Consider the following 20,987-nt stretch of genomic DNA (forward strand, 5'->3'; position numbering starts at 1 on the left):
TCTGCATCTGCTGCGCAGCAAAAGCGCAGTCTGTCTACCGAAAATTATAACATTTTCTGGTGAAAATAACCAGTGTTACAGCGGCTTTTCAAAAAAATACAGCAGGACCCCCGGCAGAACGCAATGCTCTGCCGGGGGTCCTGCTGCTTTATGAAAGATCAGTCCTTCTTCTCTGCGGTGCGGGCAAAGAAGTTGGCGAGGATGGCACCGGAAATGTTATGCCACACCGAGAACACAGCGCCGGGGATGGTCGCCAGCGGATACTGTGCAAAGTGGGCAGCGGCCAGAGAGGTGGCAAGGCCCGAGTTCTGCATACCGACCTCGATGGAAATTGCACGGCACTTGGTGGAATCCAGCTTCAGCAGCTTGCCCACGCCAAAGCCGGTGAGGTAGCCCAGCAGGTTGTGCAGGATGACCACAGCAAGGATCAGCAGGCCGCTGGTCATGATCTTGGCGGAGTTTGCGGACACAACGGCGCAGATGATGAGCACGATGGCAGTGGTGGAGACCAGCGGCAGCACGCGGACGGCGTTCTGGGTAAAGGCATGGAAGAAGTGGTTGACCACAAAGCCCAGTGCGATGGGCACCAGCACCACCTTGACGATGGACAGGAACATGTTCATGGGGTTCACATCCACGCGCTGACCGGCATACAGCAGGGTGAGCAGCGGGGTAAGGAACGGAGCCAGCACGGTGGAAACAGCGGTCATGCCAACGGACAGTGCAACGTCACCCTTGGACAGATAGGTCATCACGTTGGAGGAGGTGCCGCCGGGGCAGGTGCCCACGAGGATGACGCCGATGGCCAGCTCGGTGGGCAGATGGAACACCTGGGTCAGCGCCCATGCCAGAAAGGGCATCAGGGTGAACTGTGCAATGCAGCCGATGACGACGTCCTTCGGGCGGCTGAACACCACCTTGAAGTCCTCCGGCTTCAGGGTAAGGCCCATGCCGAACATGACGATGCCCAGCAGGGTGTTGACCCATGCGGTCTTGACCACGCTGAAGGTACCCGGGAAGAACAGGGCCAGCGCCGCCACCACGATGACGATGGCGGCCATGTACTTGCCCACAAAGTCGCTTACTTTTTCCAGTGTTTTCATGATGAACTCTCCTTTTTTCTGAACACTTTATTTTTGCGGATGCAAAGACAATGAAACATCCGGAAAATGGCTTTCCCGCAAATAAAAACGCCTTTGCCCCTTACGGTTCGTAAGAGACAAAGGCGTAAAAATTCCTCTGCGGTACCACTCTTATTGCCGGTGCAAAGCCCGGCCCCTCAGTGCGCATCCAACAATGCGCGGCCCGTGATAACGGGGGCCTGCCGTTCCCGCTTACTGGGGCGCAGATGCTGCCCATTCAGCCGGAAAGCTCGGAGAGGATCTTCCCACGGACGCCCTGCACTGCCTTGCACCATCCGGCAGCTCTCTGCGGCATTCTTTCCGGGTACTCTTTCTCGTCATAGCCGAATATTTCACTGCCCCGCAGTATACTCTTCCGCAAGGGCAAAGTCAAGGGATGGGGCCCGTCGGATTTTTCATCTGGTTTGCATCAGGGATGAAAGCGGTTCAGGCAAGGGCTGCGATCTTATCGTACAGCTTTTTCTGGCTGTCGGTCAGGGTGGGCAGCACGCCGCCGATCATGGCGTCGGCAAACTCCTGCGTATCCACCTCAACGTACTCCATGCCCTTTTCCTGTATTTCGTTGTAATATTTTTCCTCGTTGTCCAGGAACAGCTGATGCTCGGTGGCCTGTGCGGCGGCGGCACCGTCCATCACCACCTGCTGCAGTTCGGCGGGCAGAGCATCGAACTGGGCCTTGCCCATGGCCACATACACCCATGCACGCAGATGCGCGGTGAGGATGAGATACTTCTGCACCTCAAAGAAGCTCTTGGTGTAGATCATGGCCAGCGGGTTCTCCTGTGCCTCAATGGTGCCCTGCTGCAAAGAGGTGAACACCTCGGCCAGAGCCATCGGGGTGGGTTTGGCGCCCAATGCTTCAAAGGCGGACACGGTCATGGCGGCGGCTGGGGTGCGGATGACCAGATTGTTGCAGTCGGCCACGCAGGTAATCTTGCGGTTGGAGGTGATGTAGCGCGGGCCGCGGGTGTAGTAGGCGAGGCACTTCATGCCTGCGGCTTCCATCAGGCCTTCCAGCTCCTGCCCGACTTCGCCGTTGAGCACCTTATCCATGTGCTCATCGCTCTGGATGAGGTACGGCATACCGATCATGCCTAGATCCGGCTCGTAGGTCTGCATGGTCTCGCCGGTAAAGGTGATATCACAGCCGCCCTGCGAGAGGATGGACTGGATGATGTCCACCTCGGGGCCCAGCTGGCCGTTGGGGAAGATCTCGACCTCGATCTGGCCATTCGATTTTTCCTGCACATACTTCTGGAACTCCACAGCACCCAGATGCATGGAGTCGGTCTCGTCCTGCTGATGCGCAATGGTGATCTTGTAGGAGGCATTGCCCGCAGCGGCAGAAGCGGCAGGGGATGCGGTGGAGCTTGCTGCTGTGCTGCTGGAGGAACCGCCGCAGGCGGCCAGACCCATTGCCAGAGCTGAAATACCAGTGATCTGCATGAAGTTGCGACGGCTGATCTTGTGAATACGCATAGTGCTTCTCCTTTTCTGCTTGTCGGATTTTTTGCTTGTAAGCGTTCTTTTTGCTTGCTTCGTTCGGGTTGGTGTTCCGGCTTTGTGTCAGGCCCGGCCCCCACGCCGGGCGGTGATCTTGCTTTGACGGGATGACCGTCTATTTAATGATATATTAGTTCATTTCAATAGATTCGTCAATAGAAAACACATATTCTCTCAAACCGAATATTTTCTGTGAAAATAGAGCATAATGCACAAAAATCGGCCTTTTTTCACGGAGCCGAAGGCTGATTTTCTCGGAAAATACACGGTATTGATTGATATATCGAATGTAATTTCCTGGCGGATGCGAGGGCCTTCTTTTGTTCCAAGACTGCTTAAAAAGCGTGAACTCGCACTTTTTTATTGCGAAGCAAAAAAGACCCGCCAGCGGATACAGCTCCGCTGACGGGTCTTGACCTGTTATGATATATCACTCAAAGAAATCCGGGAACTTTTTCAGCAGTTGCTGGAATCCATCGCGGAAATGCCCCAGATGCTCCTCCATCTCCTGACGGATGTCCACCGTGGGTGGAATGCCAAGCATGAGGTAGTTGTAAAAGCGGCGGTGCTCTTCCACCACACGGTTCTCATCCTGTCGGATGACCGCATTGGTCATGTAGCGCACCCGGTCGTAGTGCGAGGTGACGTTGTGCACAGCCTGCCATGCGCGGTCGTAACCGCCATAGTGGTACAGCAGCTGATGAAAGTCGTTGTCCAGCGAGACGAACTCCTGCCCGGGGGTCTCATAGTTGCCGGTGTTGGCCACTTTGGCCTGCGCCTCGATGCAGGCGGCAAACGGCTTGAGCTGCTGCATGGTCAGACGGCCCGCCAGCTGCTGCATGATGCTGGCTTCCAGCATCAGCCGCATATTGAAGCCCTCGCGCAGGTAGTCCACGCGGATTATGGAAACGCTGCTGCCGCGCTGGGCCTGCACATCCACGAGCCACTCGTTCTTGAGCATCATCACAGCCTCATGCACTGGGGTGCGGCTCATTTCCAACTTTTCGCTCAGTTCTGCCTCGCTCAGGGTCTGGCCCGGCGCGAACTGCAGCGTGATGATGTTCTGCCGCAGCACGCGGTAGGCATATTCGCGGTTGTTCTCGCCCTCCAGCCGCGGGCTGATGAGCAGCGGCAGGCTGCTGTTTTCCTTGGTCGGCATAGGTATCTCTCCGAAAACGGTTTCTCAGTCCAGCAGTTGGTGGACCAGCGGTTCCAGTGCCCGGGCCAGCGCTGCGTGGTTCGCGGCGTCCATGTGGATGGAGTCCTCGTCGCAGGGGCCCGCCACGGCGGCGGCATCAAAGAATGCACAGCCCGCCTGCTCTGCCACACGCTGCATCTCTGCCGCAAGACCTTTGGAGATCTCGATGGCCTCCGGCTGGAAGCTGCCGAAGGGGCTGTGCGCCACATCCGGCCCGATATGGATGGGCGAGACCACCAGCACCTTCGGGGCAGAATAATTGGGCGCATAGGGATAGGTCTGGATCAGGTGCAGCAGCTGGGCCACTCCCTGCCCGATGCTCCAGGCATTGTTCTGGAAGTAGTGCTTCATATCGTTGGTGCCCAGCATCAGGATGACCAGATCCAGCGGGTTGTGGCTGGCAAGGCACACCGGCAGACTGGTGCGGCCATTGCGGCCCAGATCGATGGGGTCTTCAAACACAGTGGTGCGGCCGCCGCAGCCCTCCTCAATGACCCGGTACGCCGGGCCAAGGGCCAGCTGCAGTCGCCCGGTCCAGCGCACGTCATAAGGGTGGCGTCCGCCGTGCAGGGTAAAGCCGAAGGTGTTGCTATCGCCATAGCACAGGATATTTTTCATGTTCACAGTCTTCCTTTCCATTGCTTGCACAGCGTTTTGCGCCTGTTTTGGGGAGACAGGCCGGGCTTGCAGTGTATCCGCTGCTGTGCAGGTGCCGGAAACCGGAAACAACAAAAGAACCGCTTAGAATGATTTTATTATACTCTGCGCCGCCGGGAAACACAACAGTTTTTTCAAAGCTTTTCCCGGCATACAAAATGGACGGCTGCTTTTGTACAGGCAGCCGTCCACAATGAGAGATGCTTCGCGCAGGGCCTCAGCTCCGGTATTCCGCCGGCAGCTGATCCATGGTCTGCCACTTGTCCATGGCCTCTTCCAGCTTCATGCCCTTGGCCACTGCATCGCGGCGGCAGGCATTGACCGCCTGGATCTCCTTCATCTTGGCACCGCTGGGCAGGTCTGCGCCCTCACCGCCGGAGCGGGAGAACACCACGATGGCAGCATCGCCGTACTCGGCAAAGCTGCTCTCGGCGCTGGACAGTGCGCTCCACGGAGCTTCATTGACAGCGTACTGGGTGTTTGCTTCCAGCGTATCCGAGATGGAAGCCGGGGTAACGCGGCTGTAATTCGTCATCATGCTGTCGGACTTGTACAGATCCCACAGCGTCTGGTTGACCTGAATGCCCTGAGCTTCCAGTGCTTCCTTCAGGTTGGGGGCCTTGCTGGTATCCACGGAACCGGAGCCGGTGCCGCCGTACATCAGGTCCACAGAGCCATGGCCGAACAGGCTGACCTTGGCGCTGCCTGCCAGCGGCAGGGCAGCGTTGTCGTTCTTCAGCAGGGCAGCACCCTCGGCCTCAACGGTGGCGCACAGCTCTGCTTCGTAAGCCTCGCGCTCTTCGTCGGAAGTAAAGCCCGCTTTGAAGTATTCGGTATCTTCCGTAGTGTCGCCCTTGATGATCTTATAGGTCGATGCATTCAGAGCAACGTTCAGGGTGGTGGCGTACTGATTTGCGATCATGTTGCCCACGATGGCGGCGATGGTCAAAATTGCCGTCAGTGCAGTGAGTACCGACCACAAACGTACTTTGGGTTTCTTGGTATTCATTGGTTCTCCTCCTTTTCATGTATAACAACCGCCAGACAGCGGAATGTCCTTGTTTATACCCAGTTTGCACTCTTGGACTTGGTCTTTACCAGCTTGTAGCTGGGGTTCGGGGTCGCCACACTGCAGAAGGATGCGGTGTCGATGCAGTCGCCTGCAACCGCCTTCAGCTCCACCTTGCCATGCAGCGGCACGCGGAACCTGAAGATGTGCTCGCCGGTCTGCTCTGCCAGCTTTTTGCCGTCCGCATACAGGGCGACGGAGTTCTGGTTGGAGTAGACCTTGACCTCGATCTCCTTCTCGGTGCGGTCGGTGAACCGCTTGGAGCAGATGTGGACGAAGTTTTCCTCGCTCCACCATGCTTTGTAGAGGTAGAAGCTGTCCTTTTTGGTCTTTCGGTCAAAGGTGACCAGACCCTTGTGGTTCATGCCCGGCTCGCCGCCCTGATCCCGGGCGTCGGCTGCAAAATCGAACATGTTCCAGACATGGGTCGCCCACAGCCACGGGTGGCGGTCAAAGCACTTCAGCATATACTCGTGGTACTTGGCCTGATATTCCTCGGTGTGGTCGCCCCGGCGGGGGTGGGCACTGTGGAGGTTGGGCATGCCCTCGGCACCGTACTCGGAAAAGCCCAGCGGACGGTTGGGGTACACCAGATGGAAAAAGTTCATCCACAGGTCATTCAGGAACAGGCCTGGCACATACCAGCCCAGATACAGGTTCCAGCTCACCAGATCGGTGATGTGCGCCACCGGGTTGAAGGGGCCGCACATGGCGTAGCAGGCCAGCGTGGTCAGGCGGGTGGGGTCCATCTTGTGGCACAGCTCGTTGAGCACCCGATGGTTGTCCAGCATATCGGCCTTATCCTTAGTGGAAATGGTGATCTCGTTGGACACGCCCCAGCAGACGATGGAGGGATGGTTGTAGTTCTGGTGGATGAGCTCCTTCATCTGGCTGATGGTGTTTTCCCGGCCATTGGGCAGATGCTCGGAGATGTAGGGGATCTCTGCCCAGACCACCATGCCGTACTGGTCGCACAGGTCGTAGAAATACTGGTCGTGCTGGTAGTGGGCCAGCCGGACGGTGTTTGCACCCAGCTCCCGGATCAGCGCCATGTCCTCATCGTGCATCTCCCGGGTGATGGCATTGCCCAGACCCTTGCGGTCCTGATGGCGGGACACACCGTGAAGGGGATAGGGCCTGCCGTTGAGGAAGAAGCCCTTCTTTGCATCCACAGAGAAGCTGCGCAGGCCCACCCGGGTGGTCACTTCGTCCACCGGCTGGCCGTCCTGCAGCAGACGAACCACGCAGGTGTACAGGTAGGGGTCTTTGATGCCGCTCCACAGGTGGGGAGCATCCAGATGGAGGGAAGTATTTTCGCCTTCGCCCTTTGCAACGGTGCGGCCCTCGGCGTCCAGCAGCTCCACCGTCACGGTGCCGCTGCCTTCCACCAGCGTCTCTACCTGAATGTCGGCGCTGTTCTCCTGCAGGGCCGGGGTGATCTTCACGCCGGTATCGCCAAAGTGTCCCAGTGCGATGTGGTTCTTGTTCACCACCAGCAGGCTCACATCCCGGTAGATGCCGCCGTAGAAGGTGAAGTCCGCTTTCTGGGGGTAAATGCGGTCGTTGACGCTGTTATCCACCCGCACCGTGAGCTGGTTTTCTGCCTGCAGCAGTTCCGTGACCTCTGCCCGGAAGGTGGAGTAGCCGCCGTCATGGGTGCAGAGCTGCTGACCGTTCAGCAGCACGGCAGCGCTGGCGTTGACGCCCTCAAATTGCAGCCACACCTGCTGCTGTGCCGGGTCGTACACCGGTGCTGCAAAGCGGGTGCAGTAGGTGCAGCAGCCCCGCCAGTAATCGTTGCCGCCGTCCTGACCGTCCCTGGCGTTCCATGTATGGGGCAGCTCTACGGCGGTGGTAACGCCGTTCGGGCCGGTGAACTGCCAGTCCTTCATGAGCTTTGCAATACTACGCATCCGATTCCTCCTGTTTTTGCTGTGGTACAGTGATTTTTTGTTGCTTTCTGTTCTTTGTCATTATTTTATCAGAGTGACCGTGTTTCGCAAGATGCGTGCGAAAATCGGTCGTTTTGCGTGCACATTCGGTTTTGGGATGCCAAATGTGAACTAATATATTTGTAAGTTTTTCACAAGCAGATGTATCCAACAAGCCGCAAAAAGAAAACCGCCGCAGTCCTTCCGTTTCCGGAACTTCTGCGGCGGCTGCCGTTTTCTTAACTTATTTTTGCAGCGGAAAGATGATCTTTTCCGCAAAAAACTCGCCCTGCTCTTCCAGAGTCAAAGTGCCTTTGTACTTCTGCACGATGCGACGGATCACCTTCAGCTCGTACTGTGCAGAGCGGTTTGCCTGCTGTTCCGGCGGGCGCAGCGGGCTGATGATGTTCACCACCACAAAACCCTGCCGCACACAGACCAGCAGATCGATGACCCGGCACTCCGGCCGGGAGGCCTGCACGGCGCTTTCCACGGCATGATCCAGCGCATTGGCAAACAATGCGTACAGATCTCCCGCTTCAAAAAAGCCCAGACAGCTGCCGTTTGCCACAGCATTCAGCTGGATGCCCCGGGACTCGCACAGCAGGCTCTTCTCGGTCAGCACCACATCCAGCACCTCGTTGCCGGTGTTGCGGTTCGCGTCATACAGGCGGGCCGCGCGCTCGGCCTCATCAATGCGCTCCTGTGGTACCGCTTCGGGCGACAGCTTGCGGAGATTGGCAATCTGCACCTTCAGCTCATGGCAGCGCTTGTTGATGATCTGCACGTTCTGCCGGGCCACCTGATATTGCTGACGCTGACGCTCGTACAGCAGGTTCAGTTCATTCATCTCTTTTTCCATGGCAGACTTCTTGAACAGCTCACTCTGGAAATACAGCAGGGTGATAAAATAAAACTGCCCGATCAGAATGGTAACGGTAAGGCTCAGCGGAGTATGTTCGGCGCGGGCATTGTCCAGCACGGCGGCCTGCACCATGAACAGGATGCCAATGAAGAACGCGCTGAACAGCTGCCGGGGCCCGATATGATAATCTCCTTTATAAGGAAGCTGCCGCGCCAGCAGGATGTACACCGCCGCAAAGAATACCGCCCCGGACAGCAGCTGCACCAGAACCGCCCAAGGGGAAGCCATGTTCAGCGGGTGTCCATATCGGATAAACTGCAGCTCCAGAAAGCACCAGCTCTCGTAAGCGCACTGCGCGATGAGCAGGCTCCATACTGCGCAGTACAGGGCACCTTTTTTATTGATATCCGTACACAGATAGATCATCCCGCCCAGCAGCGCAAAAAAGGAAACGTAAAGTACCAGCAGCAGGAGCTGCTGCTGCCACAGTGTTGTGGACTGTGCCAGCGGGTCCAGCAGCTGCGCCAACAAAAGCAGCGGGAGCAGCATCCCGCAGGCACGGGCCCAGAAATGGGGCCGATGCCGCAGAGGCAGGCAAAAGACCAGCGCCGCGCCCCAGCGCAGCAGTGCCCGGAGCAGGCTGTTCAGCAGCGTTGCCGTCACAGCACACCTCCCATGTAGGATGCCACCGCAGTAAGAAAGGCCGTGCGCTGCCGTCGGCTGATCTCCAGCCGGTCGTTTTTCACAAGGGCAAAGTCGTTTTCAATGCCCTTGACGTAGGCCAGATTGACCAGATAACATTGGTTGCAGCGGACAAAATGATACTCGGCAAGCTGCTTTTCGGCACTTTGCAGGCTGGCACGTGCCGCGAACTCGCCTTTGGAGGTGTGGTAGTACAGCATCCGGCTGTGGGTCTCCAGATAATAGATATCCGCGGTATCCAGCAGCTGGATGCCGCCGCCCGCCAGCTGCAGCACCACCTGCCCGCCTCTGCGCCGCTGCACCCGCTGGATGGCTCGGGAAAGCTTGGTGCAGAACTGATAATAGTTCACCGGCTTCAGCACATAATCCAGTGCATCTACCTCGTAGCCCCGGATGGCATACTGTGCCATGTTGGTCACAAAGACCAGCACCACATCCGCATCCACGGCCCGGATGGCTTCGGCGGCTCCAAAGCCGTCCAGCCGTGGCATCTCCACATCCATAAAAATGATGTCGAATCCCGGCGTATAGTGCTCTGCGATCTCAGCACCGTCTGTGATGAGACTGATCTCCACCTGCAGGCCCTGCTCCTGCGCATATTGCCGGACGAACCGGTTCAGGCTTTCCCGTGTTTCTTCCTGATCCTCTACGATCGCAATTTTGAACATCCTGCACCCACCTTCTCTCTGCGTCTGATCGCCGTATCACTCTTTTTATTGAAACATACTTTTCGCCGAAATGCAATGGAAAACCTTGCGGGGAAAACAGATGCAGTTCCCATCCTGTACCATGCACCACAAATAAAAAATCCCCAGACAACCGTCTGAGGACTTTTGCGGCAGTGCATTGTCAAGGGCAGGCAAACCTGAATTTGACACTTTGTATTTATCGAGAATACTCTTGAAACCATTTTGCAAAGCGTGATTTATTGAAAATAATGAATTTATATAGTTCTCCATTTTTCATATTAACTGTTGCAATTGGAAAGACTATCCACTTCCAAGAGATTTCTTTTATTTCCTGCATCGGCAAAACTAAATTTCTGTATTTTTTGTCAACTGTAAGCTTGTTTGTCTTGTAAGTAAGCGACTGACTATCGAGGTACAGACCTCCTCCAAGTATGCCATTGTGACACAAACTGCAAACAAAAGATTTCATAGAAACATCCCTCCATTAAATTCCGATTTGTTGAACTGAGCCGAGTATACCACGCCTTGTTAAGAATATCAAAAGGCAGGATATCGCCTTCATGGTGATACCCTGCCTTTGCTTGTCCCGGTTCTCGTCCTGTACTGTCCACCAAAACAAAAAGACCTGACTCGAATGAGTCTGGCGGCATCTTTCTTGGTAGACATTCCTACGCATTGGGAACCGCGCACTAACAAACACCCCACTGGGGTGTTTGTTGCCCCGCCTGCGGCGTGGCCGTGCTGTTCGAGTCCTGTACCGTCCGGCTCCGACGTGGGTTAGTGGATGACGCAACAAAAAAGCCCCTGACCAAAGTCAGAGGCTCTTGTTTTGGTGGACGGTACAGGACTCGAACCTGTGACCTCCTGCACGTCAAGCAGATGCTCTACCAGCTGAGCTAACCGTCCATAAGTCATATCGACTTGAATAGTTTACCACAGCCTGTGCAAAAAAGCAATACTTTTCTGTGATTTTTTATTTTTCCACCTTCAGCGACCTGCGGATGATATCATACAGCACCGGCTTCATGGCCTCGATGTCATCGGGCTTGCCCTCCAGCACGCTGGAATAGCACACCGACATGCACATGCTGCCCAGTGCCGTGATGCGCTGGTAGATCTCCCGCTCGGTGCGGCCGGCCATTTCCGGGCTGGTCAGCACCACGTTCAGCAGCTTGCGCATCAGCGGCTCGGCTTCGCGGCTGGCCTCGATCTGGTCCAGCCCCGGCCAGATGAAGTTGTGCTCCAGAAACTTGAGCACCAGCGTATCCTTCCGCAGCGCTTCGATGATGTGGTCGATCACCGCCACCATCTTGTCCGGGAAGTTTTCGAGCTCTGTCTGCTTTTCCACCGCTTCGCACGCGTCGCTCAGCAGCTGGTAGCTCACCCGGCCCAGCAGCGCCTGCATCACCGCACCTTTATCCTGAAAATACAGATAAAAGGTGCCCTTGGCCACCTTGGCCCGGCTGGTGATGTCCTCCACGCTGGTTTTTGCGGCACCTCGCTCCAGAAACAGATCATAGGCTGCCTCCAGCAGCGCCCGGCGCTTCTCCTGCTTTTTGCCCTCCACGGTACCCATAGTCCCTGACGATTCCTCTTTTCCTCTTGTTTTCTCTCGCTCGTTCGTGCTGTATCAATATTTTAGCAGTCCCGGAAGGATAGCGCAAGGGCCAGTTCTTATACAATTTCAGGCAGTTGATAAGAAAACTGACCTTTGGTCATTTTTTATTCTTGACACCCGGTCCGACATGATTATAATAGATTTTGCTTAGAAATGACCGAGAGTCATTTTACTAAGATTCTTTAACCAAACCACTTTCTATGGAGGGTTCTCATGAAAAAGATCGCACAGGGCATCGTGCGGTTGCGCAAGCTGATCTTAACAGTAGCATTCCTGCTGTTGATCCCTTCCGCGATCGGCGCGATCGCCACCCGCATCAACTATGACATCCTCACCTACCTGCCGCAGGATCTGGATTCCATGATCGGCGAGGTAGCCCTTGAGGACGATTTCCATCTGGCCTCCACCGGTATGATCACGGTAGAGGGCCTGCCCACAAACGAGCTCATCGCCATGAAGAAGGATATCGAAGCCGTGCCCGGCGTCACCCAGACCTTCTGGCTCAGCGATGTGATCGACCCCAGCATCCCCACCGAGATGCTGCCCGCCGATGTGCAGCAGTTCATGTTCGGCAAGAACGATTCCACCATGCTGATCGTCCGCTTTGACGCTCCCAGCGCCAGCGACGAGACCATGGAAGCCGTCGCTCAGATCGAAAAGCTGCTGCGCAAGGACTGCTTCTTCGGCGGTATGAGCGTCATCCTGCAGGACACCAAGGCACTGGTCAATCAGGAAATGCCCATGTACATCCTGATCGCCGTGGGTGCCAGCCTGCTGGTGCTGTTCCTTTCGCTGGAAAGCACCATCACCCCGCTGCTGTTCATGCTGGGCCTTTTGTTCCCCATTGCGTACAACTTCGGCACCAACATCTTTCTGGGCCAGATTAGCTACATCACCGAAGCGCTGGCCACCGTGCTGCAGCTGGGTGTCACGATGGACTTCTCCATCTTCCTGCTGCACCGCTATCAGGAAGAGAAGGAGCTGCGCTCCTCTAACGAGGAGGCTATGACCAGCGCCATCTGCAAGACCATGACCTCCATCTCTGCTTCCAGCCTGACCACCATTGCAGGCTTCCTTGCACTGTGTGCCATGCGTTTGACGCTGGGCCGCGATATCGGCCTTGTCATGGCAAAGGGCGTTGCCCTCGGCGTCATCTGCACCGTGGTCATCCTGCCCTCCCTGATCCTTACCTTTGATAAATGGGTGGAAAAGTACAAGCACCGCACCGTGATCCCCAAGCTGAAAAAGCTCAGCTACTTTGTTTCCAACCACTCGGTGCCCATCGTGGTCGTCTTTATCCTCCTCCTCATCCCCTTTGCCATCGCGCAGAACAAGACCGAGGTGTACTACACCCTGTTTGACTCCCTGCCGCAGGACCTGACCGGCATCGTGGGCACCAACAAGCTGGGCGAGGACTTCGGCATGACCACCAGCCACTTTATTCTGGTGCATGACGACCTGACCGCCACTGAGGTGAGCGACCTGTGCGATGAACTCAAGGACGTGGACGGCATTACGCAGGTGGTGAGTCTGGATTCCATCACCGGCCCGGGCTTCCAGACCGAGCTGCTGCCCGACAGCATCATGGAGATCCTGCAGTCCGGCGGCTACAAGCTGATTTTGGCCAACAGCTCCTATAAGACCGGCACGGATGCCATCAACAACCAGCTGGACGAGATGATCGGCCTGATCAAGAACGTAGACCCTGAGGGCGTCATCACCGGCGAGGGTGCCATGACGAAAGACCTGATCGAAGTGGCAGATGTGGACTTCAAGAACGTCAACGTCTGGTCCATCATGGCTGTTCTGGTCATCATCGCCGTTTCCTTCAAGAGCATTTCCATCCCGGCGCTGCTGGTGGCCAGCATTGAAGCCGCCATCGCCATCAACATGGGCATCCCGTACTTCACCGGTACGCAGCTGCCCTTCATTGCAAGCATCGTCATCGGCACCATCCAGCTGGGTGCTACCGTGGACTACTCCATCCTGATGACCACCCGTTACCACGAGGAGCGTGCCTTTGGCCGCACCCCGAAGGAAGCCGCCCAGCAGTCGCTGGAGCACTGCAGCCAGTCCATCCTGACCAGCGGCCTGACCTTCTTTGCCGCCACCGTCGGTGTGGCTGCCATCAGTAAGATGGAGCTGCTGAAGAGCATCTGCCTGCTGATCTCCCGCGGCGCACTGATCAGCATGGTGGTCATTCTGGTGGTGCTGCCCGCAGCCCTGATGCTGTGCGACTGGATCATCCGCCACACCACCCTCAAGTGGATGATACCCGAATCCGCCAACGCCAAGAAGTCTGAAAAGGAGTAATTGCGTTATGAAAAAATCGCTTCGTTTCGCCAGTGCGGCGCTGGCTCTGACACTCGCCGCAGGCTGCGCCATGCCTGCATTTGCAGCTGGTAAGAGCAGCTTTTCCAAATCCGAGACTGTCTATGCTGTGATGAACGGCGACGGCTCCATCAAGAGCACCACCGTCAGCGAGCACCTGTACAGCGCCTCCGGCCTGTCCGGCGTCACCGACAAGACCACCCTGACCGACATCCAGAACACCGAGAGCGATGCCGAGTTCACCCAGAACGGCGAAGAGCTGGTCTGGAACACCGAGGACACCGATGTTTACTACAAGGGCAATACCGACAAGGCCCTGCCCATCGATGTGAAGGTGACCTACGCTCTGGACGGGCAGGAGGCTGCACTGGAAGACCTCATCGGCAAGAGCGGCCATCTGACCGTGACCGTTGCCCTGAAGAACAATGAGACCGGCACCGTGAACGTGAACGGCAAGGACCGCACCATCGTCACCCCGCTGATCACCGCTGTGGGCGTCATTCTGGGCGGGGATGCTTCCAACGTGACCGCAGAACACGGCATGGTCGAGAGCGCCGCCAAGAGCAGCGTTGCCGCCTTTGTCACCCTGCCGGGCGTGAAGGATTCCCTGTCCGGCCTGCTGCCCGATGAGGTGGACAGCATCGAAGACTATCTGCAGGACACCGTTACCGTTGAGGCGGATGTCACCGAGCTGACCTGCCCGCAGGTCATGGTGGCCTGTGCCACCAGCACGGCCGCTCTGGGTACGAGCAACGTGTTCGACCTGAGCAGCATCAACGACCTGACCGACGGCATCAACCAGCTGAACGATGCCATGAGCCAGCTCATGGACGGCGCTTCCCAGCTGGTGGACGGCACCTCTCAGCTGGCAAACGGTGTTCTGGCCCTGCTGGACGGTGCCAACACCCTGAACAACGGTGCTGCCGCGCTGGACGACGGCCTTGGCCAGCTGACCAACGGTCTGGACACCCTGAGCGCCAACAATGCAGCACTGAACGCCGGTGCGCAGCAGGTGGCGGACGGTGTGCTGGCTTCTGCCAACAAGACCCTGAAGGAAGGCGGCCTGATCGACGAGGACATGACATGGTCGAACTACGAGGCTGTGATCGACAACATCCTCACCATGAACGATAAGACCCTCGCTGCCGGACGCCGCAAGATCGTGCGCACCGTGTGGGAGCAGGCTCCCAGCTTCAAGGACAGCCAGCTGGATCTGGCTCTGTATCTGTCCGCGACCAAGACGAACCACGATCTGGAAGCAGCCCTCAAGCTGATGCAGAACTACGACCCCTCCATGCTGTGCGGTCTGGTGCAGCTGCTGACCAGCGAGGATGCCAAGAACACCGCCAAGGCTGAGTTGAAGTATCAGGTGGAGAACAGTCAGGATATGGCCGATGTCCGCGCCCTGAAGACCAGCCTTTCTCAGATCCAGTTTTTTGTTTCCAGCGTGAACCAGTACACCGCAGGCGTGCAGACCGCTGCGGACGGTGCCCACTCCGCAAAGGATGGCAGCGCACAGCTGGCTGCAGGCACCAAGACCCTGTATGACGGCGTGAACACCCTGAACACCGGTGCAGGTCAGTTGAATGACGGCGCAGGCCGACTGAACGACGGTCTGAACCAGTTCAACGAGGAAGGCATCTCCAAGCTGACCGGCGCGCTGGATCAGGATCAGCTCCATGGCCTGAAGACCGTGCTGGACGAGATGACCGACCGCCTGAACGACTACACCAGCTTTGCCGGTGCACCGGATGATGCCGAGAGCAGCGTCAAGTTCGTCTATAAGACCGCCGAGACGGCTGCCTCTGTGGACGTTGCTGCAGCCGAGACCGAGACCGTGAAGGAAGGCAACATCTTCACCCGTCTGTGGCAGCGCATCGTGAACCTGTTCAAGTTCTGATAAGCCATTTCCGAGAACTCATGATGAACCTCTTTTCATAGAGAAGCAGAAGCCCCCGGCTGCGAATTGCAGCCGGGGGCTTCTGCTTTGCGACCATTTTATGTCAGCTTCTTCCTTCCACACAGCGGCTCCGGCAGAGAGCCTGCGCAGACAGATGCTGTTTTCCTTTCCGGCCCCTTTCGTGAAAAAGCAGATCAGCCAGGCCCGCGGGCCTGGCTGATCTGCAATATCAAAAAATTTTCCGCTGATATATTCGGGTTGCGGCTCCCTGCAGCTGCCTCGTGCCTTGGACGGCACTCGCATCTTGCAGGCCGCGGCCCCAACAGCTCCTTCCTGTTTCTGCCGCTGGCAGCGGTCGTCGCTGTTGCAGAGCGAATGCGGCGGCCATTTTAAATCGTTTAATTGATCAGATTTACGAACACCGGGCAGAGCACGGCGGTCAGCACACCGGCCACGGCAATGGAAAGGCCGCTCATGGCACCTTCCACCTCGCCCATCTGCAGGGCCTTGCTGGTGCCCACGGCGTGGGCCGCAGTGCCGATGCCCACGCCCTTAGCAATGGGGTCGGTGATATGGAACAGCTTGCACACGGTCTCGGCCAGCAGGGCACCCACGATGCCGGTGACGATCACGATGGCACCGGTCAGTGCCGCAATGCCGCCCAGCTCTGCGGCCACATCCATGCTGATGGCGGTGGTCACGGACTTGGGCAGCAGGGTGGCATACTGCTCACGGGTCAGGTCCAGCGCAAGCGCCAGAGCCAGTGCACTGCCAAGGCTCACCAGCGTGCCCACCGAAATGCCCGCAATGATGGCGGCGGCATTCTCTTTCAGCAGGTCGATCTTCTCATACAGCGGGATGGCCAGCGCCACCGTGGCGGGCAGCAGCAGGTAATTCACCGGTGCTGCGCTGATCTTATAGTCCGCATACGGGATCTTGCACACCGAAAGAAACACGATGACAAAAATGCTGCCCAGCAGCAGCGGGTTGAAGATGGCCTTGCCGGTCAGCTTGTTGATGAGGGCGCCCAGCGCAAAAGCGGCCAGTGTGAGCAGCACGCCCCATGCGGCAGAGCCGGACAGAAAATCATTCAGCAGCTGCGTCATTGTCGGCCTCCTTGTTTTTGCGGCCGCTCAGGGCCTGCGTGGTCTTGCCTGCGCTTACCATCACCAGCACCGTCACCGGGATGATGGCAATAAGGATGGGCAGCAGCATTTCGCCCATTTCTGCCCACAGCTCCATCACACCGGCGGCAGCGGGCACGAACAGCAGCGGGAAGATGCCGGTGAGGTAGGTACCCACCTCTTTTACGTCCTCCAGCTTGATCAGCCGGAAGTTCAAAGCCAGCAGCAAAAGCACCAGTCCGTACACGCTGGCCGGCACCGGCAGGGGCAGCACACAGTGAAGGATCTCACCTAAAAAGCAAAACGCAAGAATGCGTGCAAACTGAAAAATGTATTTCGTAGCAAAACGCTCCTTCCTCGGGTAAAAGTGTAAAAAGTCACATCGAATGTAAAGTATACCGCAGTAGTTCCAAACCATCAACCGTGATTCTGGATAAGAAAAACTGCACATTTTTCCCAGAACTGTGCAAAAAAAGGCGCACCGCAGAAACGGTGCGTCAAAAGACTATTCATTATAGATGAAATGGCACTTTGGATAATTCGAACAGCCCCAAAATGTTTTTCCGGCTCCAGAACCCTGTCTGGCCACCCGAGGAACCAACCGTCCTCCGCATTGCGGACATGTCCATGTTCCATCTGGTTGGATAATGGGGTAGTGTTTTGCGCGAACCTCTTCTATATGTCTTGCTTTCTGTTCATCTGATGCGTCTGTAAACTTAACAAGAAGCGAATAAAGCTCATCAATTTTTTCATTTGACAGGTATCTTCCCATCTGTTGCGCATTTCCTGAAATATCCTGCAAAAGATATTCATAGTAGGTCACATGATGATTCCCGCTCGTCAGTCGGATGTTCTTTAATTCGCAGTTATCTCCGAACACTATATAAGAATAGTATGGAAATGTATCATCCTGAAGCAATTCCATCAGTGCATAAATGTGGATTTCATTTTGCCACAGCGGATTATAAAATTGTTTTTTCGCTGCAATGCCTCCTACACTTTGCAGGCATTGCGTCCAATACTCCTGTTCTTCATCTCCAAAAATCCAGCCACTGTAATTCTTGGACTCAATCACATAAACACCTGATTCATGAAGAAAAATCAAATCAATTTCTGTCGTTCCGCCATTATGCTTTGGAATATAGCAATTGGGCAGAAATGCTTTTCGGCCCTTAATGCGGGCTAAATCACGATATATGATATCTTCTCCAATTTCGCCTTTTTCCTCTGGACTCACGAAACCATTATATATAGACCTCATAGAAAATCAATTCTCAGATCACATAATCGTTCCCGGCCTGATCGGGCAGGGCCAGATCGGCCAGAGTGATATTGCCGAAGTAGTTGGAGATCAGGTCGTTCAGGCCCTTCCACATTTCATAGGTGCGGCAGTTGGCCATGCGGGAGCAGGAGGCCGCACCGGGGGTCAGGCAGGACACCGGGGCCAGACTTCCTTCGGTCAGCATCAGGATCTCACCTACGGTGTACTGGTCCGGGCTGCGGGTCAGGCGGTAGCCGCCGCCCTTGCCGCGCAGGCCCTCCAAAAAGCCGTTCTGCACCAGCACCTTGAGGATGTTTTCCAGATACTTCTCCGAGATCTCCTGACGGGCGGCGACTTCTTTGAGGGGAACATATTTTTCGGACTGATGTTCGGCAAGGTCGATCATCACGCGCAGTGCATAGCGCCCTTTGGTGGACACGATCATAATACGGTACTTCCTTTGTTGGTTATAAATTGAATTTTAACCTATTATACAACAGGGTAAATAATATTTCAATCCCACTTTTTTCAAAAAATCCATTGACAAGCGACCCAAGGGAGACTATAATACCATCAAACCCACAAACAATGTTGGTATAAAGGATTTAGAACCGGGTCATCCGGCAGGGCACATGTGCCCGTAACTGTATCAGGGAGGAAACTACAATGAGCAAGATTTATACTGCCGCAGATCAGCTGATCGGTCATACTCCGCTGCTGGAGCTGACCCACATCGAAAAGGAGCAGCAGCTGCCTGCCCATATCATTGCCAAGCTGGAATACTTCAATCCGGCCGGTTCCGTCAAGGACCGCATCGCCAAAAAGATGATCGATGATGCCGAGGAAAAGGGCCTGCTGAAGGAAGGCTCCGTCATCATCGAGCCCACCTCCGGCAACACCGGCATCGGTCTGGCGGCTGTGGCTGCAGCCAAGGGCTACCGCATCATCATCGTGATGCCCGAGACCATGAGCGTGGAGCGCCGCCAGCTGATGAAGGCCTATGGCGCAGAACTGGTACTCAGCGAAGGCGCAAAGGGTATGAAGGGTGCCATTGCCAAGGCAGACGAGCTGGCAAAGGAGATCCCCGATTCCTTCATCCCCGGCCAGTTCGTGAACCCGGCCAATCCGCAGGCACACATCGAGACCACCGGCCCCGAGATCTGGGAGGATACCGATGGCAGGGTGGACATCTTTGTGGCCGGCGTCGGCACCGGCGGCACCGTCACCGGCGTGGGCCAGTACCTGAAGAGCAAGAACCCGGACGTCAAGGTGGTTGCCGTGGAGCCTGCCTCTTCTCCCGTGCTGAGCAAGGGCGTTGCAGGTGCGCACAAGATCCAGGGCATCGGCGCAGGCTTTGTGCCGGACGTGCTGGACACCAAGGTGTATGACGAGGTCATCGCGGTGGAGAACGATGACGCCTTTGCCACCGGACGTCTGATCGGCCACAAGGAAGGCGTTCTGGTGGGCATTTCCTCCGGTGCTGCCGTATATGCTGCGCTGCAGCTGGCAAAGCGCCCGGAGAATGCCGGTAAGAACATCGTGGTCCTGCTGCCCGATACCGGCGACCGTTATCTTTCCACCCCGCTGTTTGCAGAGTGATGCTCCGGGACCGTCCCGGTCCTGCGTGGATGAGATAAAAGGGACGACTGCAAAACAGTCCCGATAAAAAAGAGATAGGCTTCCCCGGAAGGGGCCGCCTATCTCTTTTTTGTTGTAAGCTGATGTGTGATCTCCTGGCCGCGTTATAAGCCGGAGAACATTATGCCAGCAGCGACATGATGTTTGCGGTGATCAGGCCGCCTGCCGTGCCGATGACGTAACCCATCAGAGCCATCAGAACGCCAACGGGCACCAGAGCGCCGCTGTAGGCACCAGCCAGAATGGGAGCGGATGCGGAACCGCCGATGTTTGCCAGAGATGCCACGCCGCAGGTGAACATATCCAGATGGAAGATCTTTGCCAGCAGCACCAGAATGATGCCGTGGATGGCCAGGATCATAAAGCCTGCCAGGATCCATGCGGGTGCATCGGTCAGCTCCAGGAAGCTTGCGCGGGAGGCAAGCAATGCCACCACGGAGTACAGCAGCAGGTTGGACAGCTCGGTGCTGCCTGCCATGCGGCCCACGGGGGTGACAGCGCCGATCAGGCCGGACAGCGTGATGAGCAGGACGGTCCAGGTGGCCTTGTCCAGGAAGGGCATTGCGCTGTTCAGGGCTGCGCCGATATCCTGACCGAAGGCGGAGATCACCAGAGCCAGACCCAGCAGGAAGATCAGGTTGACAAAGGTAGCCTTGTCCTCGTTGGACTTTGCGTCCTCTTCCAGACGGCGGGACACTTCATCCAGCGTGGTGGTGTCGGCCTTGACCCACTTGTTGAACTTGGGAGCAAGGTTGATGGCCCACAGCAGGAACATGACCCAGATGGAGTAGTCAATGGAGTCCACCACCAGTGCGTAGGCCATGTCAGCTTCGCCGATGTCCAGCGCAGCCTGCACGGCGATCATGTTGCCGGAGCCGCCCATCCAGCTGCCGCACAGAGCGCCCAGTGCCTTCCATGCTTCGGAGCCAAGGGGCCCCTTCATGATGGCGAAGGTGGCAATGAAGGCCACCGAGATGGAGACGGAAGCGGCAAAGAAGCCGCCCAGCATCTTGGGACCCAGCTTGATGATCTTGCGGATGTCGCAGCGCAGCAGCATCAGGAAAATCATTGCATACAGCAGGTTGTTTTTCAGCACGGAGTAGGCAGGCTTGGTGGCCTCCATGTCCCATGCACCCAGCGTGCAGAGAATCATGGTAATGAGGTACAGCAGAACGATAGGTGGTGCATAGTCGAAGAATTTCGACTTCGTGTAGCGTTGCAGCCACACCAGCAGTGCGGCAATGAACACCAGCACGGCGATGTAGGTGAAACCGTTTGTGATCATGAACCCAATCCCCTTTCTTTTTGTGCAATTTTTTGCGGACAATTGTCTTTACAATATCGACAACTTCGTATACA

18 protein-coding genes, 1 tRNA gene and 1 other annotated feature are annotated in these 20,987 nt (G+C 56.5%); of the genes, 3 read left to right on the forward strand and 16 right to left on the reverse strand.

What is annotated here, in order from left to right; genetic code table 11:
• Positions 1-158: 158 nt before the first annotated feature.
• From MTP37_RS01820 to MTP37_RS01870, 11 genes are all read right to left on the reverse strand, one after another.
• Complete coding sequence (locus MTP37_RS01820) at positions 159-1,103, reverse strand: bile acid:sodium symporter family protein (protein ID WP_249237946.1); 945 nt, start codon at positions 1,101-1,103, stop codon at positions 159-161.
• Between the two features lie 109 nt (positions 1,104-1,212).
• Positions 1,213-1,472: a binding site (T-box leader), on the reverse strand.
• A 96-nt stretch (positions 1,473-1,568) separates the two neighbouring features.
• Entirely contained in the window at positions 1,569-2,621 is a 1,053-nt protein-coding gene (locus tag MTP37_RS01825; RefSeq protein ID WP_249237947.1) for a TRAP transporter substrate-binding protein, read from the reverse strand.
• Positions 2,622-3,075: 454 nt separating this feature from the next.
• Complete coding sequence (locus MTP37_RS01830; protein WP_249237948.1) at positions 3,076-3,804, reverse strand: GntR family transcriptional regulator; 729 nt, start codon at positions 3,802-3,804, stop codon at positions 3,076-3,078.
• Between the two features lie 24 nt (positions 3,805-3,828).
• Positions 3,829-4,461 (reverse strand): SGNH/GDSL hydrolase family protein, encoded by a 633-nt coding sequence (locus MTP37_RS01835; protein WP_249237949.1) that lies wholly within the window; start codon positions 4,459-4,461, stop codon positions 3,829-3,831.
• A 256-nt stretch (positions 4,462-4,717) separates the two neighbouring features.
• Positions 4,718-5,509, reverse strand: coding sequence for a glycoside hydrolase family 3 C-terminal domain-containing protein (locus MTP37_RS01840; protein ID WP_249237950.1), 792 nt, complete (start codon positions 5,507-5,509; stop codon positions 4,718-4,720).
• Between the two features lie 53 nt (positions 5,510-5,562).
• On the reverse strand, positions 5,563-7,482 hold the full coding sequence (locus tag MTP37_RS01845; RefSeq protein ID WP_249237951.1) for a glycoside hydrolase family 2 protein: 1,920 nt from the start codon (positions 7,480-7,482) through the stop codon (positions 5,563-5,565).
• Positions 7,483-7,744: 262 nt separating this feature from the next.
• On the reverse strand, positions 7,745-9,028 hold the full coding sequence (locus MTP37_RS01850; protein WP_249237952.1) for a GHKL domain-containing protein: 1,284 nt from the start codon (positions 9,026-9,028) through the stop codon (positions 7,745-7,747).
• Positions 9,025-9,735 carry a LytR/AlgR family response regulator transcription factor gene (locus tag MTP37_RS01855; RefSeq protein WP_005942793.1) on the reverse strand — a complete coding sequence of 237 codons (711 nt, stop codon included), beginning with the start codon at positions 9,733-9,735 and terminating at the stop codon, positions 9,025-9,027. The genes MTP37_RS01850 and MTP37_RS01855 overlap by 4 nt, the downstream gene beginning before the upstream one ends.
• Positions 9,736-9,952: 217 nt before the next feature.
• Positions 9,953-10,225: a hypothetical protein gene (locus MTP37_RS01860; RefSeq protein WP_015518051.1), complete on the reverse strand. Its 273-nt coding sequence runs from the start codon at positions 10,223-10,225 to the stop codon at positions 9,953-9,955.
• A 361-nt stretch (positions 10,226-10,586) separates the two neighbouring features.
• Positions 10,587-10,662 (reverse strand) — tRNA-Val (locus tag MTP37_RS01865).
• Between the two features lie 67 nt (positions 10,663-10,729).
• On the reverse strand, positions 10,730-11,332 hold the full coding sequence (locus tag MTP37_RS01870) for a TetR/AcrR family transcriptional regulator (protein WP_249237953.1): 603 nt from the start codon (positions 11,330-11,332) through the stop codon (positions 10,730-10,732).
• Between the two features lie 255 nt (positions 11,333-11,587).
• On the opposite strand from MTP37_RS01870, the gene MTP37_RS01875 reads away from it, so the two are divergent.
• Positions 11,588-13,687 carry an efflux RND transporter permease subunit gene (locus tag MTP37_RS01875; protein ID WP_249237954.1) on the forward strand — a complete coding sequence of 700 codons (2,100 nt, stop codon included), beginning with the start codon at positions 11,588-11,590 and terminating at the stop codon, positions 13,685-13,687.
• 7 nt (positions 13,688-13,694) lie between these two features.
• Entirely contained in the window at positions 13,695-15,605 is a 1,911-nt protein-coding gene (locus MTP37_RS01880; RefSeq protein WP_249237955.1) for a hypothetical protein, read from the forward strand.
• A 398-nt stretch (positions 15,606-16,003) separates the two neighbouring features.
• Here MTP37_RS01880 and MTP37_RS01885 read toward each other — a convergent pair whose 3' ends face one another.
• The 4 genes from MTP37_RS01885 to MTP37_RS01900 form a co-directional block, all read right to left on the reverse strand.
• Entirely contained in the window at positions 16,004-16,711 is a 708-nt protein-coding gene (locus tag MTP37_RS01885; protein ID WP_249237956.1) for an LrgB family protein, read from the reverse strand.
• Positions 16,692-16,976: a CidA/LrgA family protein gene (locus tag MTP37_RS13185; RefSeq protein WP_249237957.1), complete on the reverse strand. Its 285-nt coding sequence runs from the start codon at positions 16,974-16,976 to the stop codon at positions 16,692-16,694. Before MTP37_RS13185 ends, MTP37_RS01885 begins: the two co-directional genes overlap by 20 nt.
• Before the next feature lie 258 nt (positions 16,977-17,234).
• Positions 17,235-17,990 carry a nuclease-related domain-containing protein gene (locus MTP37_RS01895; protein ID WP_249237958.1) on the reverse strand — a complete coding sequence of 252 codons (756 nt, stop codon included), beginning with the start codon at positions 17,988-17,990 and terminating at the stop codon, positions 17,235-17,237.
• Between the two features lie 13 nt (positions 17,991-18,003).
• Positions 18,004-18,435 (reverse strand): RrF2 family transcriptional regulator, encoded by a 432-nt coding sequence (locus MTP37_RS01900; RefSeq protein WP_249237959.1) that lies wholly within the window; start codon positions 18,433-18,435, stop codon positions 18,004-18,006.
• 221 nt (positions 18,436-18,656) lie between these two features.
• On the opposite strand from MTP37_RS01900, the gene cysK reads away from it, so the two are divergent.
• Positions 18,657-19,589 carry a cysteine synthase A gene (gene cysK / locus MTP37_RS01905; protein WP_249237960.1) on the forward strand — a complete coding sequence of 311 codons (933 nt, stop codon included), beginning with the start codon at positions 18,657-18,659 and terminating at the stop codon, positions 19,587-19,589.
• A 160-nt stretch (positions 19,590-19,749) separates the two neighbouring features.
• Here cysK and MTP37_RS01910 read toward each other — a convergent pair whose 3' ends face one another.
• The gene (locus tag MTP37_RS01910) at positions 19,750-20,913 is read right to left on the reverse strand and encodes a DUF819 family protein (protein ID WP_249236427.1); all 1,164 of its coding nucleotides are present in this window, start codon (positions 20,911-20,913) and stop codon (positions 19,750-19,752) included.
• Positions 20,914-20,987: the final 74 nt, after the last annotated feature.

The sequence above is a fragment of the Faecalibacterium sp. HTF-F genome, assembly GCF_023347535.1.
GTDB lineage: Bacteria > Bacillota > Clostridia > Oscillospirales > Ruminococcaceae > Faecalibacterium > Faecalibacterium wellingii.

What these genes read in the sequence shown, in the direction of transcription:
- MTP37_RS01860 (WP_015518051.1), bottom strand. Translation starts at nt 10,225, where the DNA reads ATGAAATCTTTTGTTTGCAGTTTGTGTCACAATGGCATACTTGGAGGA.
- MTP37_RS01825 (WP_249237947.1), bottom strand. Translation starts at nt 2,621, where the DNA reads ATGCGTATTCACAAGATCAGCCGTCGCAACTTCATGCAGATCACTGGT.
- MTP37_RS01830 (WP_249237948.1), bottom strand. Translation starts at nt 3,804, where the DNA reads ATGCCGACCAAGGAAAACAGCAGCCTGCCGCTGCTCATCAGCCCGCGG.
- MTP37_RS01820 (WP_249237946.1), bottom strand. Translation starts at nt 1,103, where the DNA reads ATGAAAACACTGGAAAAAGTAAGCGACTTTGTGGGCAAGTACATGGCC.
- MTP37_RS01845 (WP_249237951.1), bottom strand. Translation starts at nt 7,482, where the DNA reads ATGCGTAGTATTGCAAAGCTCATGAAGGACTGGCAGTTCACCGGCCCG.
- MTP37_RS01880 (WP_249237955.1), top strand. Translation starts at nt 13,695, where the DNA reads ATGAAAAAATCGCTTCGTTTCGCCAGTGCGGCGCTGGCTCTGACACTC.
- cysK (WP_249237960.1), top strand. Translation starts at nt 18,657, where the DNA reads ATGAGCAAGATTTATACTGCCGCAGATCAGCTGATCGGTCATACTCCG.
- MTP37_RS01900 (WP_249237959.1), bottom strand. Translation starts at nt 18,435, where the DNA reads ATGATCGTGTCCACCAAAGGGCGCTATGCACTGCGCGTGATGATCGAC.
- MTP37_RS01835 (WP_249237949.1), bottom strand. Translation starts at nt 4,461, where the DNA reads ATGAAAAATATCCTGTGCTATGGCGATAGCAACACCTTCGGCTTTACC.
- MTP37_RS01840 (WP_249237950.1), bottom strand. Translation starts at nt 5,509, where the DNA reads ATGAATACCAAGAAACCCAAAGTACGTTTGTGGTCGGTACTCACTGCA.
- MTP37_RS01875 (WP_249237954.1), top strand. Translation starts at nt 11,588, where the DNA reads ATGAAAAAGATCGCACAGGGCATCGTGCGGTTGCGCAAGCTGATCTTA.
- MTP37_RS01910 (WP_249236427.1), bottom strand. Translation starts at nt 20,913, where the DNA reads ATGATCACAAACGGTTTCACCTACATCGCCGTGCTGGTGTTCATTGCC.
- MTP37_RS01895 (WP_249237958.1), bottom strand. Translation starts at nt 17,990, where the DNA reads ATGAGGTCTATATATAATGGTTTCGTGAGTCCAGAGGAAAAAGGCGAA.
- MTP37_RS01855 (WP_005942793.1), bottom strand. Translation starts at nt 9,735, where the DNA reads ATGTTCAAAATTGCGATCGTAGAGGATCAGGAAGAAACACGGGAAAGC.
- MTP37_RS01885 (WP_249237956.1), bottom strand. Translation starts at nt 16,711, where the DNA reads ATGACGCAGCTGCTGAATGATTTTCTGTCCGGCTCTGCCGCATGGGGC.
- MTP37_RS01870 (WP_249237953.1), bottom strand. Translation starts at nt 11,332, where the DNA reads ATGGGTACCGTGGAGGGCAAAAAGCAGGAGAAGCGCCGGGCGCTGCTG.